This is a genomic window from Rhodococcus sp. 15-2388-1-1a (assembly GCF_002259145.1).
Classification (GTDB): Bacteria; Actinomycetota; Actinomycetes; order Mycobacteriales; family Mycobacteriaceae; genus Rhodococcoides.
Genome location: NZ_NPFP01000017.1, coordinates 51,129 through 69,131, shown reverse-complemented (window position 1 = coordinate 69,131; position 18,003 = coordinate 51,129). Strand labels below are relative to the sequence as shown.

Genomic DNA, 18,003 nt, shown 5'->3' with positions numbered 1-18,003 from the left:
GGTTCGGTTCTCCTGTGGTCTCAGCCGGCGACGATGTTGAGGTTGCCGAGGCGGTCGACAGTTCCGGTGGTGCCGTGCGGGACGACGACTGTGGTCGTCGGGACTTCGACGATGGCGGGGCCGGCGAGCACGTGCCCGGCGGCGAGCTTGCTGTAGTCGTAGATGTCGGTGTCGACGTAGCCGATTCGGCCGTCCAAGTTGACTTTTCGGGTGCCGATGCGAGCGACCGAGGCGTCGGCGGAGTCGGCCGACTTCAGCTCGGGGAGCGTCGGTGAGAACGGCAGGACGCCGGTTGCACGCACGCGGTAGGTGATCGCCTGAATACCTGCTTCACGGAAACCACTGTCCTTCCCGTACAAGTCTGCGTAGCGCTGCTCGAAGAGGTCGGACGCGTGTGCGACGCTCGACGAGTCGAGCGAGCCTTCGGGAATGGTGGTGGCAACCTCTGCCAACTGCATCGTGTACCGCATGTCGATTTCACGTTCGACCTGGACAGACGTGAAATTGAGTCCTTGTCGACCGAGGGCTTCACGGACTCGCTTCTCGAGGCCGTCGAAATTAGCTTCTGCGCGAGCAGGATCGAGCGGCATCGCCGCCGGGTCGGACAGCTCGGCCGCGAGGACGATGTTCGACGACGCAAGACCGTAGGCCGAGAACGCCGATGCCACCTGCCCGAGCGGAACGATGACTTCCTTGACGCCGACTTCGGCGGCATAGGCAGCGCAATGCGATGGGCCGGCTCCACCGAATGCGTAGAGAACGAAGTTGCGCGGATCGTGCCCGGCTTCGACAACGGTCTTGCGCAGAAGGTCGCCGGTCTGTGCGTTCTGGACGGCATAGATCGCGGCGGCTGCGTCCTCGATCGACAGACCGAGCGGTTCCGCGATGCGGCGTCGAATGGCCTCGCGCGCCAGCTCTTTGTCGAGTGGTTTGCGACCACCGAGCAATCCGCGTTCGGGGAGGATCCCGAGGACGAGATTGGCGTCGGCATTGGTGGGTTCGGTGCCACCCTGTCCGTAACAGGCAGGTCCGGGTACCGCCTGTGCGCTGTGCGGCCCGATCTGGAGGTTGCCGCCGGCATCCACCCACGCGATGGCACCGCCACCGGAGCCGATGGCGTGCACTTGCAGGGTGGGCACGTTGATCGGGTGGTGATTGATGATGGTGCTCGACGCACGCACCGGCTCACCGTCCACGACGAGGCCGACGAGGAAGGTGGTGCCGCCGACGTCGGTGGCGATGATGTTCTTGTGACCGAGCTGTTTTCCGAGTGATACCGCACCGACCACGCCGCCGGTCAACACGGACCCGACTGTGCTGATGGCGTTCTTCGGGGCCTCGACTGCGGCAACGGCACCACCGTTGCTCTGCATCACCAGGAGTGGGCCGGCGAGGTCGAGGGCGCGAAGCTTCTTTTCCAACGAGCCGAGGTAATCGCGCAATCCCGGGCCGATCTGGGTACTCATGATCGTCGTCGCGTTACGCGCGAACTCACGGATGCGCGGGCTCACCTCGGAGGACAGCGAGACGAACATGTCGGGGTCGATCTCGTGGACCAGCTCGCGAATGCGCTGCTCGTGCACAGGGTTACGGAACGACCAGAGCAGCGAGACCGCAATGCCGGAGACGCCGTCGTCGACGAGGCTTCGGATGGCGACGCGCGCGGACTCCTCGTCCAGCGCGACGACGACCGTGCCGTCACGGTTGAGCCGTTCGGTGACCTCGAGTGCGTGTCGCTTGGGGACGAGACCGTGGGACTTGCTCTGTCCCAACACGTTCTGCAGTTGCTCGGGAGAGCCACCGAGGTAACGGCCCTCGACGTTCATGATGTAGATCGAATCCCGATGCCCCTTGGTGGTCAGGAATCCGACCGGCGGAACGTTGCCCATCACCAGAGCATTGAGCGAGGACGTGGTGCCGTGCGCGATGTGGTGGGTGTTCGCGAGCATTTCCTGCACCGGGCATCCGAGTTGTTCGGCCAACGCTTCGAGAACGTCGATGACCCCCTGGGAATAGTCGGGTGGAGTCGAGGGCGCTTTTGCAGCGACCACGGTGCCGGAACTGTCGTCGAGTACTGCGTCCGTGAACGTTCCGCCGACGTCCACTCCGATCACATAGGTCATGCCGGTGTGCTCCTTAGGTCCGAGTCGAAGACGTTCTGGCGTGTGAGAGCGAAACACCCTCGAACACTGCTTACGTCTGCGTCGAGTATTCGACGTGACCGACGACATGTCAAGCATGAATGTGAGTGCTGCCACTTCCCTCGATACTGCCCGACCGGACACCCGGATTCGATTCCCCAGCTCCAGGCCGCTTGACGAATCATCGCAAACGTCGAATACTCGTCATCAGCGTCAATTACCGAAAGGCAGTTCATGAGTATTCATCGTGTGGGCTTGGTCGTACCGAGCTCCAACGTCACCGTGGAAACGGAGATGCCCGCCCTGTTGGCGCGACATCGAGATGCCCGGTTCTCGTTCCACTCCTCGCGCATGCGCATGCAGGCCGTGTCGCCGGAGCAATTGCGGGCCATGAATGCCCAGCGCGAACGGTGCATCCTCGAGTTGGGCGATGCCGGAATCGACGCCGTTCTCTACGCATGCCTCGTCGCCCTCATGGTCGCGGGACCCGGGGAACACCAACGGGTCGAGGGGCTCATCGCGGAACAGCTCGCCACAGGCGGATCCGATGCAGCCGTCAGGTCGAGCGCGGGCGCTCTCGTGGAAGGCCTGCGTGCCCTGGACGCGAAGAACATCGTTCTGGTGACGCCGTACATGCGGCCGCTCGCGGAGAAGGTGGTCGAGTACATCGAGGCCGAGGGCATTCGCGTCCTCGACTGGCGTGCACTCGAGGTCTCCGACAACGCCGAAGTCGGCTGCATCCCAGGCGAACGAGTCATGGACGCGGCACGGTCCTTGGATCTCACAGGTGCCGACGCCCTGGTGATTTCCGCGTGCGTACAGATGCCGTCCCTACCGCTCGTCCAGGCTGCCGAGGACGAATTCGGCATCCCCGTTCTGTCGGCCGCGACGGCAGGTGCCTACAGCCTGCTCCGTGCGCTGGACCTACCCGTCGATCTCCCGGACGCCGGCTCACTGCTCCGGGCAGACGCCGTCGTCACCTCGTAGATCGTCACTTTCGTAGAGAGGAAATCTTCATGTCCGACTTGCCACACAAGGTCCGGGGCGTCGACCACGTCGCCTACCCCACGTTCGATCCGGCGGCAACGGTCGAGTTCTATCGCGACGTGCTCGGCTTCCCCGTCGTCCACTCCATCTGCGCCGCAGGGTGGGGCCCGGAGAAGCATCCCGACTTCATTCACTTCTTCTTCGACATCGGCAACGACGACCGACTCGCGTTCTTCTACTACTTCGGCCTCGAACCGTTCGACGGTGGACCACAGGGTGATTCCTATTCACGCTTCGCCGAGGACGTACCGATCTTCTTCATCCGCTCGCGTCACCTGGCAATCCACGTCGACAGCGAAGAAGACCTGATGGAATACCGGCGGCGGCTGGACGGCAGCGACTGGCCCGTGGAGATGCAGATCCAACACGAGACGATCGAGTCGATCTACACACACGATCCCAACGGCTACATGATCGAGCTCACCCGCGCGATGCGTCCGGTCACGCCGCAGGAAGACCTCGACGCGAACCTCACGATCGACGCCCTGATCGACGTCGTTCGCGGACCCGACCCGAGCATGGCGAACCTGTTGACCCGCAAGGCCGAACTGATCGTCGAACGTGCGGCCGACTGGTCGGCCGAGAACGAGGTGGGGGTTTCGTGACCACGTTGTACGTACTCGACATTCCCGAGAACACCACTATCGCATCGGTGGCCGACGTCGACCCAGCCGTACGCGTCGACCACGTCGGCCCGTACTTCCGCATAGTCTCGGACGGGGACATCGTCATCGATCGTCGGGCCACCGGATGCAGGCACGCCGTCTGGTACAGCAGCGTCTCCGGGCTGTCGCAGTCTCGAATCACACAGTGGGACAAAGACGCCCTGCGCGTCGAGCAGTCATGACTCGGACCCGACTCGGCGCAGACCGGTACATCGATGCCGCCGAGGCTCCGTCGAACACGGTGACCTCGGCGCACGAGCTCACCACCGCGGACGGTGCCAAGGTCAGCGGTGTGTTGCGCACGGTCCCTGGTGCCGAGACGGTCGTTGCCTTGATGCACCCGAGACAGGACCTGACGCATCACGTTCTCGTGCCCGAGTTGCTCGCCCGCGGATACGCAGTGTGGACTCAGGGCACGCGATCGGTGAACAACGACATCTCCCTGGTGCACGAGCAGGCATTGCTCGACGCCGCCGCCGGGCAGGTGTTCCTACGCTCACGATCGTTCGATCACGTTGTGACGCTCGGACACTCGGGTGGCGGCACCCTGTTCGCGTTCTACCACGAGCAAGCCGGTCTCGCGCCCGGGGATCGGTTGGCGGCAACGCCCGCAGGTCGACCGATCGACCTCGCGTCCGCGGAGATGCCAGTGCCGGACGGTGCGATATTCATGGCTCCGCACCCCGGACAGGGTGCGCTGCTGCTGCGACTGATCGATCCGTCCGTCGTCGACGAATCGGACCCCATGTCCGTCGACCCGGCACTCGATCCCTTCGACACGGCGAACGGATTTGTCGATGCACCTGAAAGCTCCACCTATTCCACCGATTTCGTTCAGAGGTATCGCGCCGCTCAGCTCGAGCGAGTCGCTCGGCTCGACGCGATCGCGCGGTCACGGGTCGCCGAAGCATCCGCTGCCCGACGGCGTTTCGAGACAAGCGGCAATCCTGCCGATCGTCGAGATGCGTTGGCACCGAGAATACTGACCGTCTATCGAACCGACGCGGACCTGAGATTCACCGACCTGTCGCTGAGTCCCAACGCCCGCCCCTACGGTTCGTTGTTCGGCCGACGGCCGGATCTGACGAACTACGGACTCGTCGGTTTCGCTCGCTTGTCGACGCCGGATGCCTGGCTGTCGACGTGGTCCGGTCCGAGCTCCAATGCCGACTTCGTTCGGTGCGCACCGTCGGTCACGGTCCCGTCGTTGTTCGTCGAATTGACCGGCGATCAGGCATGTTTCCCGGAGGACGCGTCGAGGATGGTCGAGGCCCTGGGCTCAGTGGACAAGACTCGCGTGGCGATCGAGGGCACCCACTTCGGTGGCCCCATTCGCGACGGCGCGCCCACCGGCGCTTCTCTGGCCGCCGCCGACATCGGTGCCTGGTTGTCCGAACATTTCATCTGACCCTCTCGCGAGCGGAATATCATGTCACGTAACACTTTTTCGCCTGTCGTCGCACTGTGCCTATCGGCGTTGACGTTGGAGGGGTACGACCTTCTGATGTACGGAACGGTGGTTCCGTCGCTCCTGGCCTACGAGCCGTGGGATCTGGATCCAGCGACCGTCGGTGTCCTCGGCTCGGTGGTGGGAGTCGGCATGTTGGTCGGGGCACTGGCCGCGGGCAGCATCGCGGATCGCTGGGGTAGACGACGCGCCCTGATCGCCGCGGTCGCATTGTTCTCGGCCGCGATGGGTTGCTGTGCACTTGCACCCTCGCCCGAGACGTTCGGAGCAGCGCGATTTGTCGTCGGCGTCGGGGCAGGCGTTCTGATGCCGACCGCGGCGTCGATGCTGATCGAATTTTCCCGGCTCGACACCAGGGCACGAACGGTCGCACTGGGATTCGTGGGCACCAGTGTCGGCGGTATCGCGGCCGGAATCCTGTCCCTGTGGCTCGTCCCGGCATTCGGCTTCCGGGCGATGTTCGCAGCTGGGATGATTCCGGCGTTGTTGATTCTGCCGATGATGCTCGGATACCTCCCCGAATCGCCCGCTTTCCTCAACTCACGGGGCAGGAGCGATGCGGCACAGACGATCTCGAAGCGGTACGGTCTCGAGGAGGTAGAGGAGAACCCCGGCAGTGATCCGACATCGACTGATCGCGGAATCGGTGCGCTGTTCACCGCGAACCGTGCGCGAGTGACGTTGTCCTTCTGGGTGATGACCCTGTTGTGTCTCCTCGTGTTGTTCGGCGTCGCGACCTGGTTGCCTGCGGTGATGCGATCGGCCGGATACCCGCTCGGCGCAGCACTGTCGTTCCTGCTGGTGCTCAACGTGGGCGGTGCAGTGGGCGCGCTCGGCGGCGCCTATCTGGCGGACCGGTTCGGAATCAAACCTGTGACTACCCTCGGATTCCTCAGTGCAGCAGTGTCGTTGGCACTGATTGCGACCACTCCCCCGATCGGAATCGTGTACGTTCTGGTGCTGATCGCAGGAATGGGAACGACCGGGACGCAGATCCTGCTGAACACCTTCATCGGAAGTTACTACCCCGTGTCGTGCCGAACCACAGGACTGGGCGTCGCACTCGCGGTGGGACGACTCGGCGCGATCGTCGGTCCCACGTACGGCGGACTGTTCGTTGCCGCCGGCGCGGGAACCAGCACTCAGCTGTTGGCGTTCGCCTTGCCGGCGATCATCGGCGCCGGGGTGACGATTCTGGTGCCAACCGGACGGCGTTCGTCGGCCGCCCCGGCGAGTGTCCCCACCCCCAGCGGTCGGTCAACCGGCCGACGATAACGTGGACAGAAACTGGCGCAGATCCGCCGCAAGGCGCACCGGCTCCTCCATCGCCGCGAAGTGACCACCGAGATCCGGGACCTCCGTCCAGTGCACGATGTCGAACTCCTGTTCCGCAAGGTGCCTGATGCCGATGTCGTGCGCAAACATGATGGCACCCACCGGTTGTGACGGCTTTGCCTTTGGACCGTCCCAAGCCCCTCCATCCGCCGCGTAGACGGTGTAGGCGGCGCTACCGGCGCTCCGCGTCAACCAATACAGGGTGACGTGGGCGAGAATCCGGTTGCGGCCGAGAGCACCGTCCGGTTCCTCGTCGAACGGGTAGGTCCACGCGCGGAATTTGTCCAGCATCCATGACAACTGACCGATGGGACTGTCCGTCAGAGCAGCACCGATCAGTTGCGGACGCGTCGACTGGATGGAGATGTACCCGAACTCGGACTCCATGAACTCGCCAACGCGCCGGTAGCGGTCCAATTCGGTTTCGGTGCAACGCTTCTGTTCCGCCTCGTCGGGTTCCTGGAAGGGCGCACCGATCGACCCGTTGACATGAATGGCCGCGCAGTGGTCGGGATCGAGACGACCCATCGCCGGTGCGACTCCGGCACCGTAATCACCGCCCTGCACGACATAGGAGCCGTATCCGAGGAAGCACATCAACTCCACGAACGCCTGGGCGACGCGATCGGTACTCCACCCGTCGTCGGACAGCGGCGTGGAGAAGGCGAATCCTGGCACGGATGGCACGATCACGTCGAATGCCTGAGATCCGGCGTCCTCAGGCTCGGTCAGCAGTGGAATGAGGTCGAGGAACTCGAGGTACGACCCCGGCCACCCGTGACACAGCAGAACAGGAGTGGAGTCGGCTCGCGAGGACCGCACATGCAGGTAGTGGATGCGCTGACCGTCGATCTCCATCATGTACTGCGGAAACGACGCAAGCTGCTTCTCCACCTCTCGCCAGCTGAAGTCGTCGACCCAGGTGGTGGCCATCGAACGGAGCACGGACACAGGCACTCCGGTGGTCCAGTCATCTGCACCGAGGGGTTCGGGTAGACGTGCGTCGCGAACACGACGGGACAGGTCGTCGAGCTCCGACTGCGGGATGTCGACCACGAACGGGATGGAAGGCGCGGTGATTGTCATGATGTCATCGTGCAAGTCATCGCGGACAGTAACGGTCCGCAATCACGACCGATCGGCCGCACGACTCGATCGGGCCCACTTCCACACCTCACCCACCGAACAGTGCACTCAGCGCCGGTCCGACGTCGCGGTAGGTCTTGATGGTCCGTATACGTCCGTGACCTATGCGAGCGAGATCCCGTCCGAGGTCGACGTCCTTCTCCCCGGACGTATCCAGCAATACATCGAGGCGCGGAATTCTCGCCGCGGTCGGTCGCGGATCGGGACCGGCATTGTGGACGCAGTCCGAGAGCAGAAGAACCCGCGCATCGGGGGCGGATACCGTGCGCAGGAGCCCCGCCGCGGTCTCGAGCGCGAACTGCACATTGGTCAGCCCCCGCGCCGGGATGCGGAGAACGGTGTCGAGAATTCCCAGCGGGGTCCGTGAGTCGCCGAATCGAGTCAGTACGGCCGCGTCGGACCAGAACGCAACGACAGCCAGGTTGTCTCGATTCATCTCACCGGTCAGAGCGCCGACGGTCGCGGCCGCAGTCCGTACCCGTTCACCTTTCATCGACCCGGAGATGTCGACCACCAGCACGATGGAACGTTTGGTGTGACGGCGTTCTCGGACGACGATGTCATCCTCTTCGGGTATCGGGTTTGCCGCCAACACGTCCAGAGTGCGGTCGAGATCGATCTCGTCACTGCCACCTCGGTAGCGCAGAGACGTCAGCTCGCCGGCACCACGTCGCGCGCGTGCATCGAGCCGTGGACGTCGAACTGCCAAACGCGCCGCGATCTTCCGGGCGCGGGCCCGCGTCGCGGCGTCGGCAGTCGACTCGTTCTCGGTCGCGTCGTTGAGCGGAATCACTTCGGCCGATTCCTCGGTGAACCCGGGTGCCGACGGGTTGTTCTCACCGACAGCCTTACCCGGCTTGCTGCGCCCCTCGGCGATCAGCACCGCACCGCTCCCGCCGCCCGGACGGAACACCGACGGTGACTCCGTCAGCTGTTTCGGCCTGCGTCGCAACGGCTTCGGAGTCCCCGACGACCGACGGGTCCCCGGTCGTGTGATCGGCGATTCGACCTCGACGGCTCTTCAACCAGGTGCCGCCGCGGCGGGGTGCAACACGAAGTGGTCCTGCCAGATGGTGTGCAAAATCGATTCTGCTGGTACGTCGGATGTCTCGTCGACGTGAATGCGCCCGGAGAGGGCCACGTACATCGCGTCGAGCATCACCTGCTGGTAGTCCTCGGGTAGATCTCTGGGTGGAGCGATGTCGGTGGAGAGGGGAACGTTCACTCCCCGCAACTCTGCCAGTTGCTGTGCGACGAGGGTGAGATCGATTGCCCCGCGCACACTGCTGCCCTGGACGATGTCCTCGTGCTCACGCGTCATCCGGGTGATGGCCACCGCGTCGGCAACGATTCGTACGGAGTCGGATTCGCTGCGTAGGCCCACGATGCCGCGTTCGGCTTCGGCATCCTGGTAGCCGATGGCGAGGCGACAGAGGCGGTCGTGGACGCTCGTCGAGAGCCGCGTCGTGCCGACGTTGTCGTAGGGATTCATTGATGCCACGAGGCGGAACGTCGGTAATGCGTGGACGGTTCCCACGCGCGGGATCACGATACGTCGTTCCGCCATCGCGGTCAGAAGCGTGTTCAGGGTGTCCTCGGGTGCGCGGTTGAACTCTTCGATGTAGAGGAAACCGCCGGTGCGCATCGCCTCGATCAGCGGTCCCGGTACGAAGTTGTCCTCGCTGTAATCCTCGCGAAGAACCCGAGCCGGGTTGTGGTGCCCGACAATTCGAGCCGGTGTCAGATCGGCGTTGCCCTCGACGAAGAACAGTGGAATGGCCCACTCGGACGTGATCGCGCCGAGCAGAGTGCTTTTGCTGGTGCCGGGCGGACCCTCGAGGAGCAGGTCGCGCCCGGCCGCGACCGCTGCCAACAGGAGATCGAGTTCACGATCTCGACCGACGAGGTGCGTCGCAATCCGGCGGCGCACCTCACCGATCGACGCAGTGCCGGTCATTTGACGGTGTACCCCGCATCGACCGGAAGCGTTGCACCCGTGATGTATCGAGCATCGTCCGAGACCAAGAACGCTATGGCGTTCGAGATGTCGATTGCCTCGATCCACGGAACCGGCAATGTGTTGGTGCTCTGGAAGATCGGTGCCGACTTCTCTCGGGACGGGTTCGGATCATCGGGCGCGAACAACCCCCATGTCTTGGGATTCTGGATCATGACGGTGTCCACGCCGGTCGGGTGAACCGTGTTCACGCGAATACTGTGTTGGCCGAATTCGTTTGCCAGAGTGCGCATTATGCCGACGACACCATGCTTGGTCGCGGTGTAGTGCACCGTGTTCGGCGTACCTTTCAGTCCGGCCGTCGAACTCGTCAACACGATGGAACCACCGCGGCCGCCTGCGATCAGATGCGGCAGTGCAACTTTGCAGGTGTTCCAGACGCCGGTGAGGTTGACGTCGATCATGTTCTGCCACGCGTCGTCGGTGATGTCGAGGGCAGGCGCGATCTCGAACACTCCTGCATTGCCCAGGACGATGTCGAGGCGACCGAGTTCGGCGACGCCGTCGTCGACGGCCTTCCTCAGCGCGGCCGAGTCGCGAACATCGGCCTTCGTGGCCACGATCCGTCGGTCGAGCGCCTCGACCTGCTTCACCGTTTCGGCCAGATCTGCGTCGTTTGCCGGTGGATACATTTCGATGGTGTCGACCGGTCCACACAGGTCGACGGCAATGATGTCCGCACCCTCCTGAGCAAGGCGTATCGCGTGACTTCGCCCCTGACTGCGAGCGGCACCGGTGATGAACGCGACCTTACCTTCCAACTTTCCCATGTCCGTCTCCTACTTCGCCAGAAAGCCGGCGTCGACGGGCAAGGTGACGCCGGTGACGTACCTGGCATCGTCGGACACGAGCCATGCGATCGCGTTGCTGATATCGATCGCTTCGATCATCGGTACCGGAAGCAAATTGCCGAGCATGGCTGCGGCGTCGGGGTTTTCGGTGAGGAACTTCTGCATGACATCGTTGACGACCATCGGCGTGTTCACTCCGGTCGGGTGCACGGTGTTGACGCGTATGGAGTACTGGGCAAGCCAATTCGTGAACGTGCGCATCAGACCCACGACCGCGTGCTTACTGGCCGCGTAGCCGTCACCGGCACCGGACCCGTTGCCGCCCGCACCGGAAAGGCCCTGCGTCGAACTGGTCAACACGATCGACCCGCCCTGACCCTTGTCTATCATGCTCGGAACCCCGATCTGAACGGTGTTCCACACACCGAACAGATTGACCTCCACAACATCGCGAAAAGTTTTTACTTGGTCCGGGTTCTCGGCACCCTGCGGTGCTATCCCGGCGTTCGCCAGAATGATGTCGATCGGACCGAGTTCGGCCACCGCGGAGTCCACCGCCGTTTTCAGCCCGTCGTAATCGCGGACGTCGGCTTCCTTGGCGACGATGCGCCGATCGAGAGCCTCGATTTCCTTCACTGTCTGCGCGAGGTCCTCCGAGGTGGCCATCGGATACGCGACCGTATCGATCTGTGCGCATATGTCGACTGCGATGATGTCGGCACCTTCTTGCGCGAGACGAAGCGCGTGACTACGCCCCTGTCCACGTGCGGCACCGGTGATGAAGGCTACTTTCCCGTCGAGCTTTCCCATGATCGAACTTCCTTGATCGTCGGATGAAAACGGCACGAGCGCAGAACGATTCGACGAATGGCCGAGCACGTTCGCGGCGGTATGTCCGATTTGCGGGACATGAATCGACGTTATATGACACCCAGTGCAGATGTGGCCGAATTACTTGAATCGTTGTCGATTTACGTTCGGCGGACAGGAGAACAGAACGACCGATTCAGACGTGCACGCGAAGTGAAGGATCGAAGTGAATTGCGCGTCGAGCCCTCACGTACTCTGTCGCCGCTGCAGGTCGTCGCCGCGTTCGAGCGCCGCGCGGATTCGGCCGAGCAGCGCAGTGGCGTCACGGAGGGTGCGTTGCTCGGCCGGCGTCAGGTCGGCGAGTATCTGCACAAGAAGCCCCTCCGCCGCGACGTCGTAGATGCGAAGTTGTTCGCGAGCAAGATCTGTGAGGCCGACGCGCATGCTTCGCGCATCCGAGCCGTCGGGGCGGCGAGCGACGAGACCGTCCGATTCCATGGTTCGGACGAGGTTGCTGATCGTGGGTCGAGCCAACCCCAGCTGACGCCCCAGCACTGTGGGCCCCTCCCACTTGTCCGGGAAGAGCCGTCTCAGAATCTCGATCTGCGCGTCGGGTAGAGCCGCGAGCCCAGCGCGCGAGCGGGAGGTGTTGAGCAGCACGCGCCAAATCGGAACCCGTCGGCCGGTAGCAGTCCGTTGCCGCGACTGCGGTCAACCCCATCGGATACGAAGACGGCGTGCCGGCTCCGGCGCGGTATCGGGGCAAAGACAGCCCCGAATACGTTGGGTACGAACCGAACTCATGCAGTTCCTGAGTACTGCGAGGGTTGTGCGGACGTGGCGGGGAAATCGGAACGGATTGTTCCACGCCAGGGACGTAGCCGTGACATTCGACAGGCAGGGTCGTTGATGTCGCGCAGAGAGCGCGACCGAAAAGCCGAAGGAGAACAGTAATGGCACTGTCGCACATTTCACGACGAAATCGGATCATGGCCGGGATTGCGGGAGGGGTGTTTTCCGCCGGTGCCGTGCTGGGAGGCTTTGCCGCCCCTGCGGCCGCATCACCCGCGTCCTTCGATCCCGGCTCTTTGCCGAGCTGCGCTGACTTCGTCAATCCGGATGGCAGTCCGAAGTCCGAGTCGGCCGATTGCATGCCAGTAGACCCGTTCACCGACCCGGGGTTGACGCTGGCGCAGCGGATCGCGTTCATCAATGACGAATCACCGATTCACGACCAGCTGGTACAAGCGCTGGAGGACCAGTTCGCTGAATAGAAAAGCCGGGCACCGGCAATGATTCCGCCGGTGGCCGACGGGGCGTCAGAGGTGAAGATGCTCGCCTCTGACGCCCTCCGCGCGGTGCGACCGTCGCTCATCGAACGTGGACACCGGGGACACCGGCATTTCGATTGTGCTCGGTGTCCGAATGGTGCTCGGCGTGTTACTCCCAGTCCGATCTTCACCAGCGTCCCGGTCATTCAGGACCGCGGCATCACCAAATCCCCTCGTCGGCCTATAAAGGTGTTCAAGGCTCCGAGGCCGAAGGCCCGCAGCAGCACTGGAGTAAGACGAAGCGGCCGTTCAGGATTGGAGCCGTCGGGCCAGATACGGTCCCGTGATGCTGTCCTGAGACGCCGCCACTTCGGCGGGAGTGCCGGTGGCAACGACGGTGCCCCCGTTGTCGCCGCCGCCGGGACCGAGATCGATGACCCAGTCTGCGGACGCTATGGCATCCAAGTCGTGTTCCACCATCACCACGGTGTTGCCCGCGTCGACGAGCAGGTGCAGTTGGCGCATGAGCAGGGCGACGTCGGAGGGATGCAGCCCGGCGGTCGGTTCGTCCAATAGGTAGAGGGCGGTGCCGCGGCGGGTGCGCTGCAATTCGGTGGCAATCTTGATGCGCTGCGCTTCTCCACCGCTCAGCTCGGTGGCGGGTTGACCGAGCCGAAGGTAGCCGAGCCCGATGTCGCGCAAAGTCTCCAGACTGCGGGATGCTCCCGGGATGTCGGCGAAGAACATGGCAGCCTCGTCCACCGACATGTGCAATACCTGGGCAATTGTCTTGTCGCGCCAGGTGATTTCGAGAGTTTCCGGGGTGTACCGGTCACCGTGACAGGTGGGGCAAGGCCCGTAGGTGCCGGGAAGGAACAGCAGCTCCACCTCGACGAAACCGTCGCCCAGGCACGTGGGGCATCGTCCATCGGCGACGTTGAACGAGAACCGTCCTGGCGCCCATCCGCGGGCCTTGGCCTCATCGGTGGCGGCAAACAGTTTGCGGACGATGTCGAACATTCCGACGTAGGTGGCCAGTGTCGACCGGGGGGTTCGGCCGATGGGGCGTTGATCCACTCGGACCAGGCGGGTGAACGTCTCGATTCCGGAGACCTCGGCCACGTCGACCTCGATCTGCGCGTCCTCGCCCTCGTCTGTCGCGGTCTCGAGTCGGTGACGCGCCACCTCGAACAGGACTTGGCTGACGAGCGTCGACTTACCGGAGCCCGATACACCCGTCACCGCCGTGAGCACCGCGTGTGGGAACTCCGCCGTCAGCTCCCGCAGATTGTGCCGAGTGACTCCGGTCAGCGTGAGCCAGCCCTGGGTTGGGCGTGCCGCCCGCTGCTCGGATTCCGCTCGCCCGAAGAGGTGCCTACTGGTGACCGACTCCTCGATCTCCTCCAAGCCGGCGACGGGGCCGCTGTACAGAACCCGTCCGCCGCCCTCACCCGCTGCGGGACCGATATCGACCACCCAGTCGGCGCGGCGGACCACGTCCATGTCGTGTTCGACGACGAACAAGGAATTGCCCGACGCCTTCAGTTGGTCCAGGACGTCGAGGAGTGGCTCGGCATCCGCGGGATGCAGTCCCGCGGAGGGTTCGTCCAGCACGTAGACCACCCCGAAAAGTCCGGAACGGAGCTGAGTGGCGATCCGCAACCGTTGGGTCTCGCCGGGTGACAGCGTCGTCGAGCTACGCCCGAGCGCCAAATACCCCAAGCCCAACTCGAGCAACACGTCGATTCTGGCCAGCAGGTCGGCGGTGATGCGTACCGCCACCTCCGTGGTCTCCCCCGACTGTTCGGCAATGGGGCGCAGTACTGCAGCGAGTTCTGTCAGCGAGAGCGCATTGATCTCGGCTATCGAGCGGCCGGCGATAGTGACGTCCAGCGCGTCGGCGCGCAGTCCACTCCCGGAGCACATCGGGCAGCGGACGGTTTCGGTGAACTGCAGCGCGCGGTCCCTCATCCGCTCGCTGTTCGAGTCCGACAGAACATGCATGACGTGGCTTCGGGCGCTCCAGAACTTACCCTCGTAGCTGTGGTCGACGCGGCCCTCTTCGGGTTCGATCCACACCTTGGGGTGCTCCTCGGTGAAGAGAAGCCAGTCTCGGTCCTTCTTCTTCAGCGTGCGCCACGGCGCGTCGATGTCGATACCCATGCCGCTGACGATGCTGCGCAGGTTTGCGCCCTGCCAGGCACCCGGCCACGCCGCGATCGCCCCCTCACGAATGCTCAGCGACGGGTCGGGAACGAGCAGTTCCGTTGTCACATCATGGAATTCGCCCAACCCACCGCATCGCGGACAGGCACCGGCGACGGTGTTGGGTGAAAACGCCTCCGCCGACAGCATCGGCGCACCGTCGGGATAGGTACCGGCCCGGGAGTAGAGCATGCGCAGGAGGTTGGACATCGTGGTGATGGTGCCGACACTGGAGCGTGAGCTGGGCGAACCCCGACGTTGCTGCAGCGCAACGGCCGGCGGAAGGCCGGTGATGGAGGCGACATGGGGAGCGCCCACTTGCTGAAGCAGTCGACGCGCGTAGGGGGCAACCGACTCGAAGTAGCGTCGCTGCGCTTCGGCGTACAAGGTGCTGAAAGCCAGTGACGACTTCCCGGACCCCGACACCCCTGTGAACGCGACGAAGGCATTGCGGGGTATGTCGACATCGACAGCGGCCAGGTTGTGCTCGGTAGCGCCGCGCACACGGACATACCCGTCCCACGTTGAGTCCGTCACCAACCGAGCCTAGCTGGAGTCTTCGGCCCGAGGGCGCAGAAGTCGCGAGCTGCGGTGCATCGGTGCCATCGCGCCTCTGAGCATATCGAGGGTATCTTTTTGGTGGGTCTGGTCGTCGTGTACGTGCGACGGACCCGTGCATCGAGCCACTGCATCAGGACCAGAAAGAGGGAGGCGGCATGGCCGAGGAACACACCACCCGGCCGCTGTTTCGCAACGGTGCAGGCAGTGCCGCGCTGACCCTGGGCATCATCGCCCTGGTCTGCGCGTTCGTACCCTTCATCGGGGATTTTGTCGCGGTCCCAACAGGTGTCGCCGCGGTGGTGTGCGGGTGGGTCGGCGTGGGCCGGGACGAGAAGGGCCTGGCGACCAATGGCCGCGAGGCCATGATCGGCGCAGCTCTCGGCGGCGCGGCCATGTTCGTGGTGTTCGTGGCATACGCGGCCACCGTCGTGTGAACGGTGACAGAGCGAGCAGTGCCACGCTTACCTCTGTTATCGGTTGCTGTGCAATACCTCTCGCGCTTTTGCCTCGACAGAAGCGGCATCAGGAAATACCGGGACCGGGACGAACTCGACGTTATGGATGGATTGCGACGGGATTCCGTCCACAACTTCGAGTTCGCCGGAAATGATGCCCCCAGTCGGACTCGAACCGACACTGTGCCGATTCTAAGTCCCTAGAAATGGATCCACCTGAACCATACTGGACTCGAAATTCGTTTATTGACAACAAAACCAGGGCAGTCCACCCACCGACCGTCCGACATTCTGAACCCGCCCGAGGATCACCCCATCGCGCGTTCTTCTGGCGCAAGCGAGTTTCCAGGTGCAATATTCGAGCAGTTGCTTGGGGTAGGGACATTGTCGAAGCGGTCGTTGAGCCAGGCCAAAGCGCCGGGAAGCCACAACGCTCCGCCGACGGTGTGACTGACGGTGTCGTACTGGTCGTACTGGATGGGCAGGCCCGCGTCGCAGTATCGAGTGGCGAGGGCGCGGACATCCCCAGCCACCATGACTCCGTCGCCGGGTCCGACGTTCGGCCCACCCGGCTGGGTACCTTCGAGGACACCGTTCGCAGCCTGGGCAACGAACATCGGGATTGTAGGAACTGGCGCGGTGCCCATGTTGATCTTGTTCGCGACGTCGACATACTCAGGAACCATGCTCGGATTCGGGTATTCAGGTTTTGCGATGTCCTGCCACGTCACGCCTGGGTACTGCAATAGAACGTTTGCAATCGAAGCGTCCTCGAGTCGGGGCAAGAGTTCTCGCCCGAAATCGCTGATGTAAGGGGAGAAATCGATGTCGTAGGCGCGACCGAGCCCTACGATTGCCATCCCGACAACGCCCGCCCAAACGGTACTCCCGTTGGCGTACCGGAGATTGTTTGCCGGATTGACCAAGAGGCCACCTTGGGCGGCACCGATCAGGTCCTCGTTGATGTCGGGCGCATAGTCGGGGGCAAGGATGGACGCCCAGTTGGTGGCTATTGCCCCGCCGGAGTATCCCATCAGTCCGATCTCGGCTGAGTCGGTAATCCCAGTCTCGGGAACATTGCGCGCAGCACGGAGGGAATCCAAAGTCATCATTCCGTATTCGGGTCCTGCCGCGAAATCTGCTGTAGGACCTTGGGTATCGGGAATGACGATGGTGTAGCCCAACGCAAGCAGGGGACCGAACATGGCCGCTTCGCCCGACGGGAGAGTCCCACCGACAGCGACGTTTCGTCCACTGGTTGTCAGGGAACCGAGCGGAGTGTTCCCTGCGACGGCCCGTGATGGTCCGTCCTCCGGGTTCAAGGAGTCGTACGCCGACTGGAATGAAACGACTTTGCCTGCCTTGGCGTTGGGAGGTCTGAGAATTGAGGTGACATTCGCAGACGGTCGACCGAGTGCGTCTGTCGATCGGTAGAGCACCTGCACCGCCTGTAGCGGGGTGGGGATGTTGACGACGTTGTAGGGCACACTTCGTGTCTTCAAGACGGCCCCAGGCTCATACGACGACAATGCCGCAGTCCCATCGTATTGATAGAAGGAGCCTGGCTGCGACTGCGCAACGACAGTTGGTGCTGTGACGCTCGTGAGCGCGACAGCTGTCAATGCCACCATTGAGTACTGGAGAATTTTGGACGACACTATGCCCCCTTGATTGTGTGAAGCCGGATTGGTGCCGGATCGAACCGACCATTCGACATGATCATGTTTCCTTCATATGTGACTTCGAGGAATGGGCGAGAGTATCGCCGGCTCATTCTGCTCGGAGGGCACGCATTCAATTGGCAGTGTGGCCGAACACCGAGTTGCCGAAATTTGCTGTTTACGAACAATTTTGATCCAGATCGAGCTAGGCGTGAACTCGAGACGCAATCAGATCGAGCTCGATCAGAGCGTCGCTCGGACCGAGTCCGCAGTGCTACGGAACGGGCGTGGCGGGAAAAGCGTATGAAGACGGATACACCGAGGAGTTCGAGTAGTCGTTCACCGAGTGATCGACAGAATTTGTGGATCGCCAGTATCTGCAGGACCCTGATGAACGAATTAAGGAATTCGCGGTGGAGGCCATTTCGGC

16 protein-coding genes are annotated in these 18,003 nt (G+C 63.2%); 7 read left to right on the top strand and 9 right to left on the bottom strand.

The window, feature by feature from the left end; all coding sequences use genetic code 11:
- Positions 1-20: 20 nt before the first annotated feature.
- Entirely contained in the window at positions 21-2,123 is a 2,103-nt protein-coding gene (locus tag CH302_RS11235; protein WP_094649947.1) for a hydantoinase/oxoprolinase family protein, read from the bottom strand.
- A 252-nt stretch (positions 2,124-2,375) separates the two neighbouring features.
- Here CH302_RS11235 and CH302_RS11230 point away from each other — a divergent pair, with 252 nt between their 5' ends.
- From CH302_RS11230 to CH302_RS11210, 5 genes are read left to right on the top strand one after another with little or no spacing between them, the layout of a single operon-like run.
- Positions 2,376-3,128: a maleate cis-trans isomerase family protein gene (locus CH302_RS11230; protein WP_037192407.1), complete on the top strand. Its 753-nt coding sequence runs from the start codon at positions 2,376-2,378 to the stop codon at positions 3,126-3,128.
- Positions 3,129-3,157: 29 nt separating this feature from the next.
- Complete coding sequence (locus tag CH302_RS11225) at positions 3,158-3,793, top strand: VOC family protein (RefSeq protein ID WP_037192410.1); 636 nt, start codon at positions 3,158-3,160, stop codon at positions 3,791-3,793.
- Positions 3,790-4,035 carry a hypothetical protein gene (locus tag CH302_RS11220; RefSeq protein WP_037192413.1) on the top strand — a complete coding sequence of 82 codons (246 nt, stop codon included), beginning with the start codon at positions 3,790-3,792 and terminating at the stop codon, positions 4,033-4,035. Before CH302_RS11225 ends, CH302_RS11220 begins: the two co-directional genes overlap by 4 nt.
- The gene (locus tag CH302_RS11215; RefSeq protein ID WP_037192415.1) at positions 4,032-5,261 is read left to right on the top strand and encodes a hypothetical protein; all 1,230 of its coding nucleotides are present in this window, start codon (positions 4,032-4,034) and stop codon (positions 5,259-5,261) included. Before CH302_RS11220 ends, CH302_RS11215 begins: the two co-directional genes overlap by 4 nt.
- Positions 5,262-5,282: 21 nt before the next feature.
- The gene (locus CH302_RS11210; RefSeq protein WP_052047821.1) at positions 5,283-6,596 is read left to right on the top strand and encodes an MFS transporter; all 1,314 of its coding nucleotides are present in this window, start codon (positions 5,283-5,285) and stop codon (positions 6,594-6,596) included.
- Here CH302_RS11210 and CH302_RS11205 read toward each other — a convergent pair.
- From CH302_RS11205 to CH302_RS11180, 6 genes are all read right to left on the bottom strand, one after another.
- Positions 6,579-7,742 (bottom strand): epoxide hydrolase family protein, encoded by a 1,164-nt coding sequence (locus CH302_RS11205; protein WP_037192555.1) that lies wholly within the window; start codon positions 7,740-7,742, stop codon positions 6,579-6,581. The two genes, CH302_RS11210 and CH302_RS11205, sit on opposite strands and share 18 nt — an antisense overlap.
- Before the next feature lie 88 nt (positions 7,743-7,830).
- The gene (locus CH302_RS11200; protein ID WP_037192418.1) at positions 7,831-8,754 is read right to left on the bottom strand and encodes a vWA domain-containing protein; all 924 of its coding nucleotides are present in this window, start codon (positions 8,752-8,754) and stop codon (positions 7,831-7,833) included.
- A gap of 69 nt (positions 8,755-8,823) precedes the next feature.
- The gene (locus tag CH302_RS11195) at positions 8,824-9,759 is read right to left on the bottom strand and encodes an AAA family ATPase (RefSeq protein ID WP_037192420.1); all 936 of its coding nucleotides are present in this window, start codon (positions 9,757-9,759) and stop codon (positions 8,824-8,826) included.
- Positions 9,756-10,589, bottom strand: coding sequence for a mycofactocin-coupled SDR family oxidoreductase (locus CH302_RS11190; RefSeq protein WP_037192422.1), 834 nt, complete (start codon positions 10,587-10,589; stop codon positions 9,756-9,758). Before CH302_RS11190 ends, CH302_RS11195 begins: the two co-directional genes overlap by 4 nt.
- 9 nt (positions 10,590-10,598) lie before the next feature.
- Positions 10,599-11,420 (bottom strand): mycofactocin-coupled SDR family oxidoreductase, encoded by an 822-nt coding sequence (locus CH302_RS11185; RefSeq protein WP_037192557.1) that lies wholly within the window; start codon positions 11,418-11,420, stop codon positions 10,599-10,601.
- Between the two features lie 246 nt (positions 11,421-11,666).
- Positions 11,667-12,080, bottom strand: a complete 414-nt coding sequence (locus CH302_RS11180; RefSeq protein ID WP_230596330.1) for a MarR family winged helix-turn-helix transcriptional regulator — start codon at positions 12,078-12,080, stop codon at positions 11,667-11,669.
- A gap of 293 nt (positions 12,081-12,373) precedes the next feature.
- Here CH302_RS11180 and CH302_RS11175 point away from each other — a divergent pair, with 293 nt between their 5' ends.
- Positions 12,374-12,694 (top strand): hypothetical protein, encoded by a 321-nt coding sequence (locus CH302_RS11175; protein ID WP_037192423.1) that lies wholly within the window; start codon positions 12,374-12,376, stop codon positions 12,692-12,694.
- A 306-nt stretch (positions 12,695-13,000) separates the two neighbouring features.
- Here the strand turns inward: CH302_RS11175 and CH302_RS11170 are convergent, their stop codons facing one another.
- Positions 13,001-15,433, bottom strand: a complete 2,433-nt coding sequence (locus tag CH302_RS11170; RefSeq protein WP_037192425.1) for an excinuclease ABC subunit UvrA — start codon at positions 15,431-15,433, stop codon at positions 13,001-13,003.
- 179 nt (positions 15,434-15,612) lie between these two features.
- Between CH302_RS11170 and CH302_RS11165 the strand changes: the two genes are divergently transcribed.
- Positions 15,613-15,891, top strand: coding sequence for a hypothetical protein (locus tag CH302_RS11165; RefSeq protein ID WP_037192427.1), 279 nt, complete (start codon positions 15,613-15,615; stop codon positions 15,889-15,891).
- 329 nt (positions 15,892-16,220) lie between these two features.
- Here CH302_RS11165 and CH302_RS11160 read toward each other — a convergent pair whose 3' ends face one another.
- On the bottom strand, positions 16,221-17,543 hold the full coding sequence (locus CH302_RS11160) for a lipase family protein (RefSeq protein WP_176460689.1): 1,323 nt from the start codon (positions 17,541-17,543) through the stop codon (positions 16,221-16,223).
- Positions 17,544-18,003 lie beyond the last annotated feature (460 nt).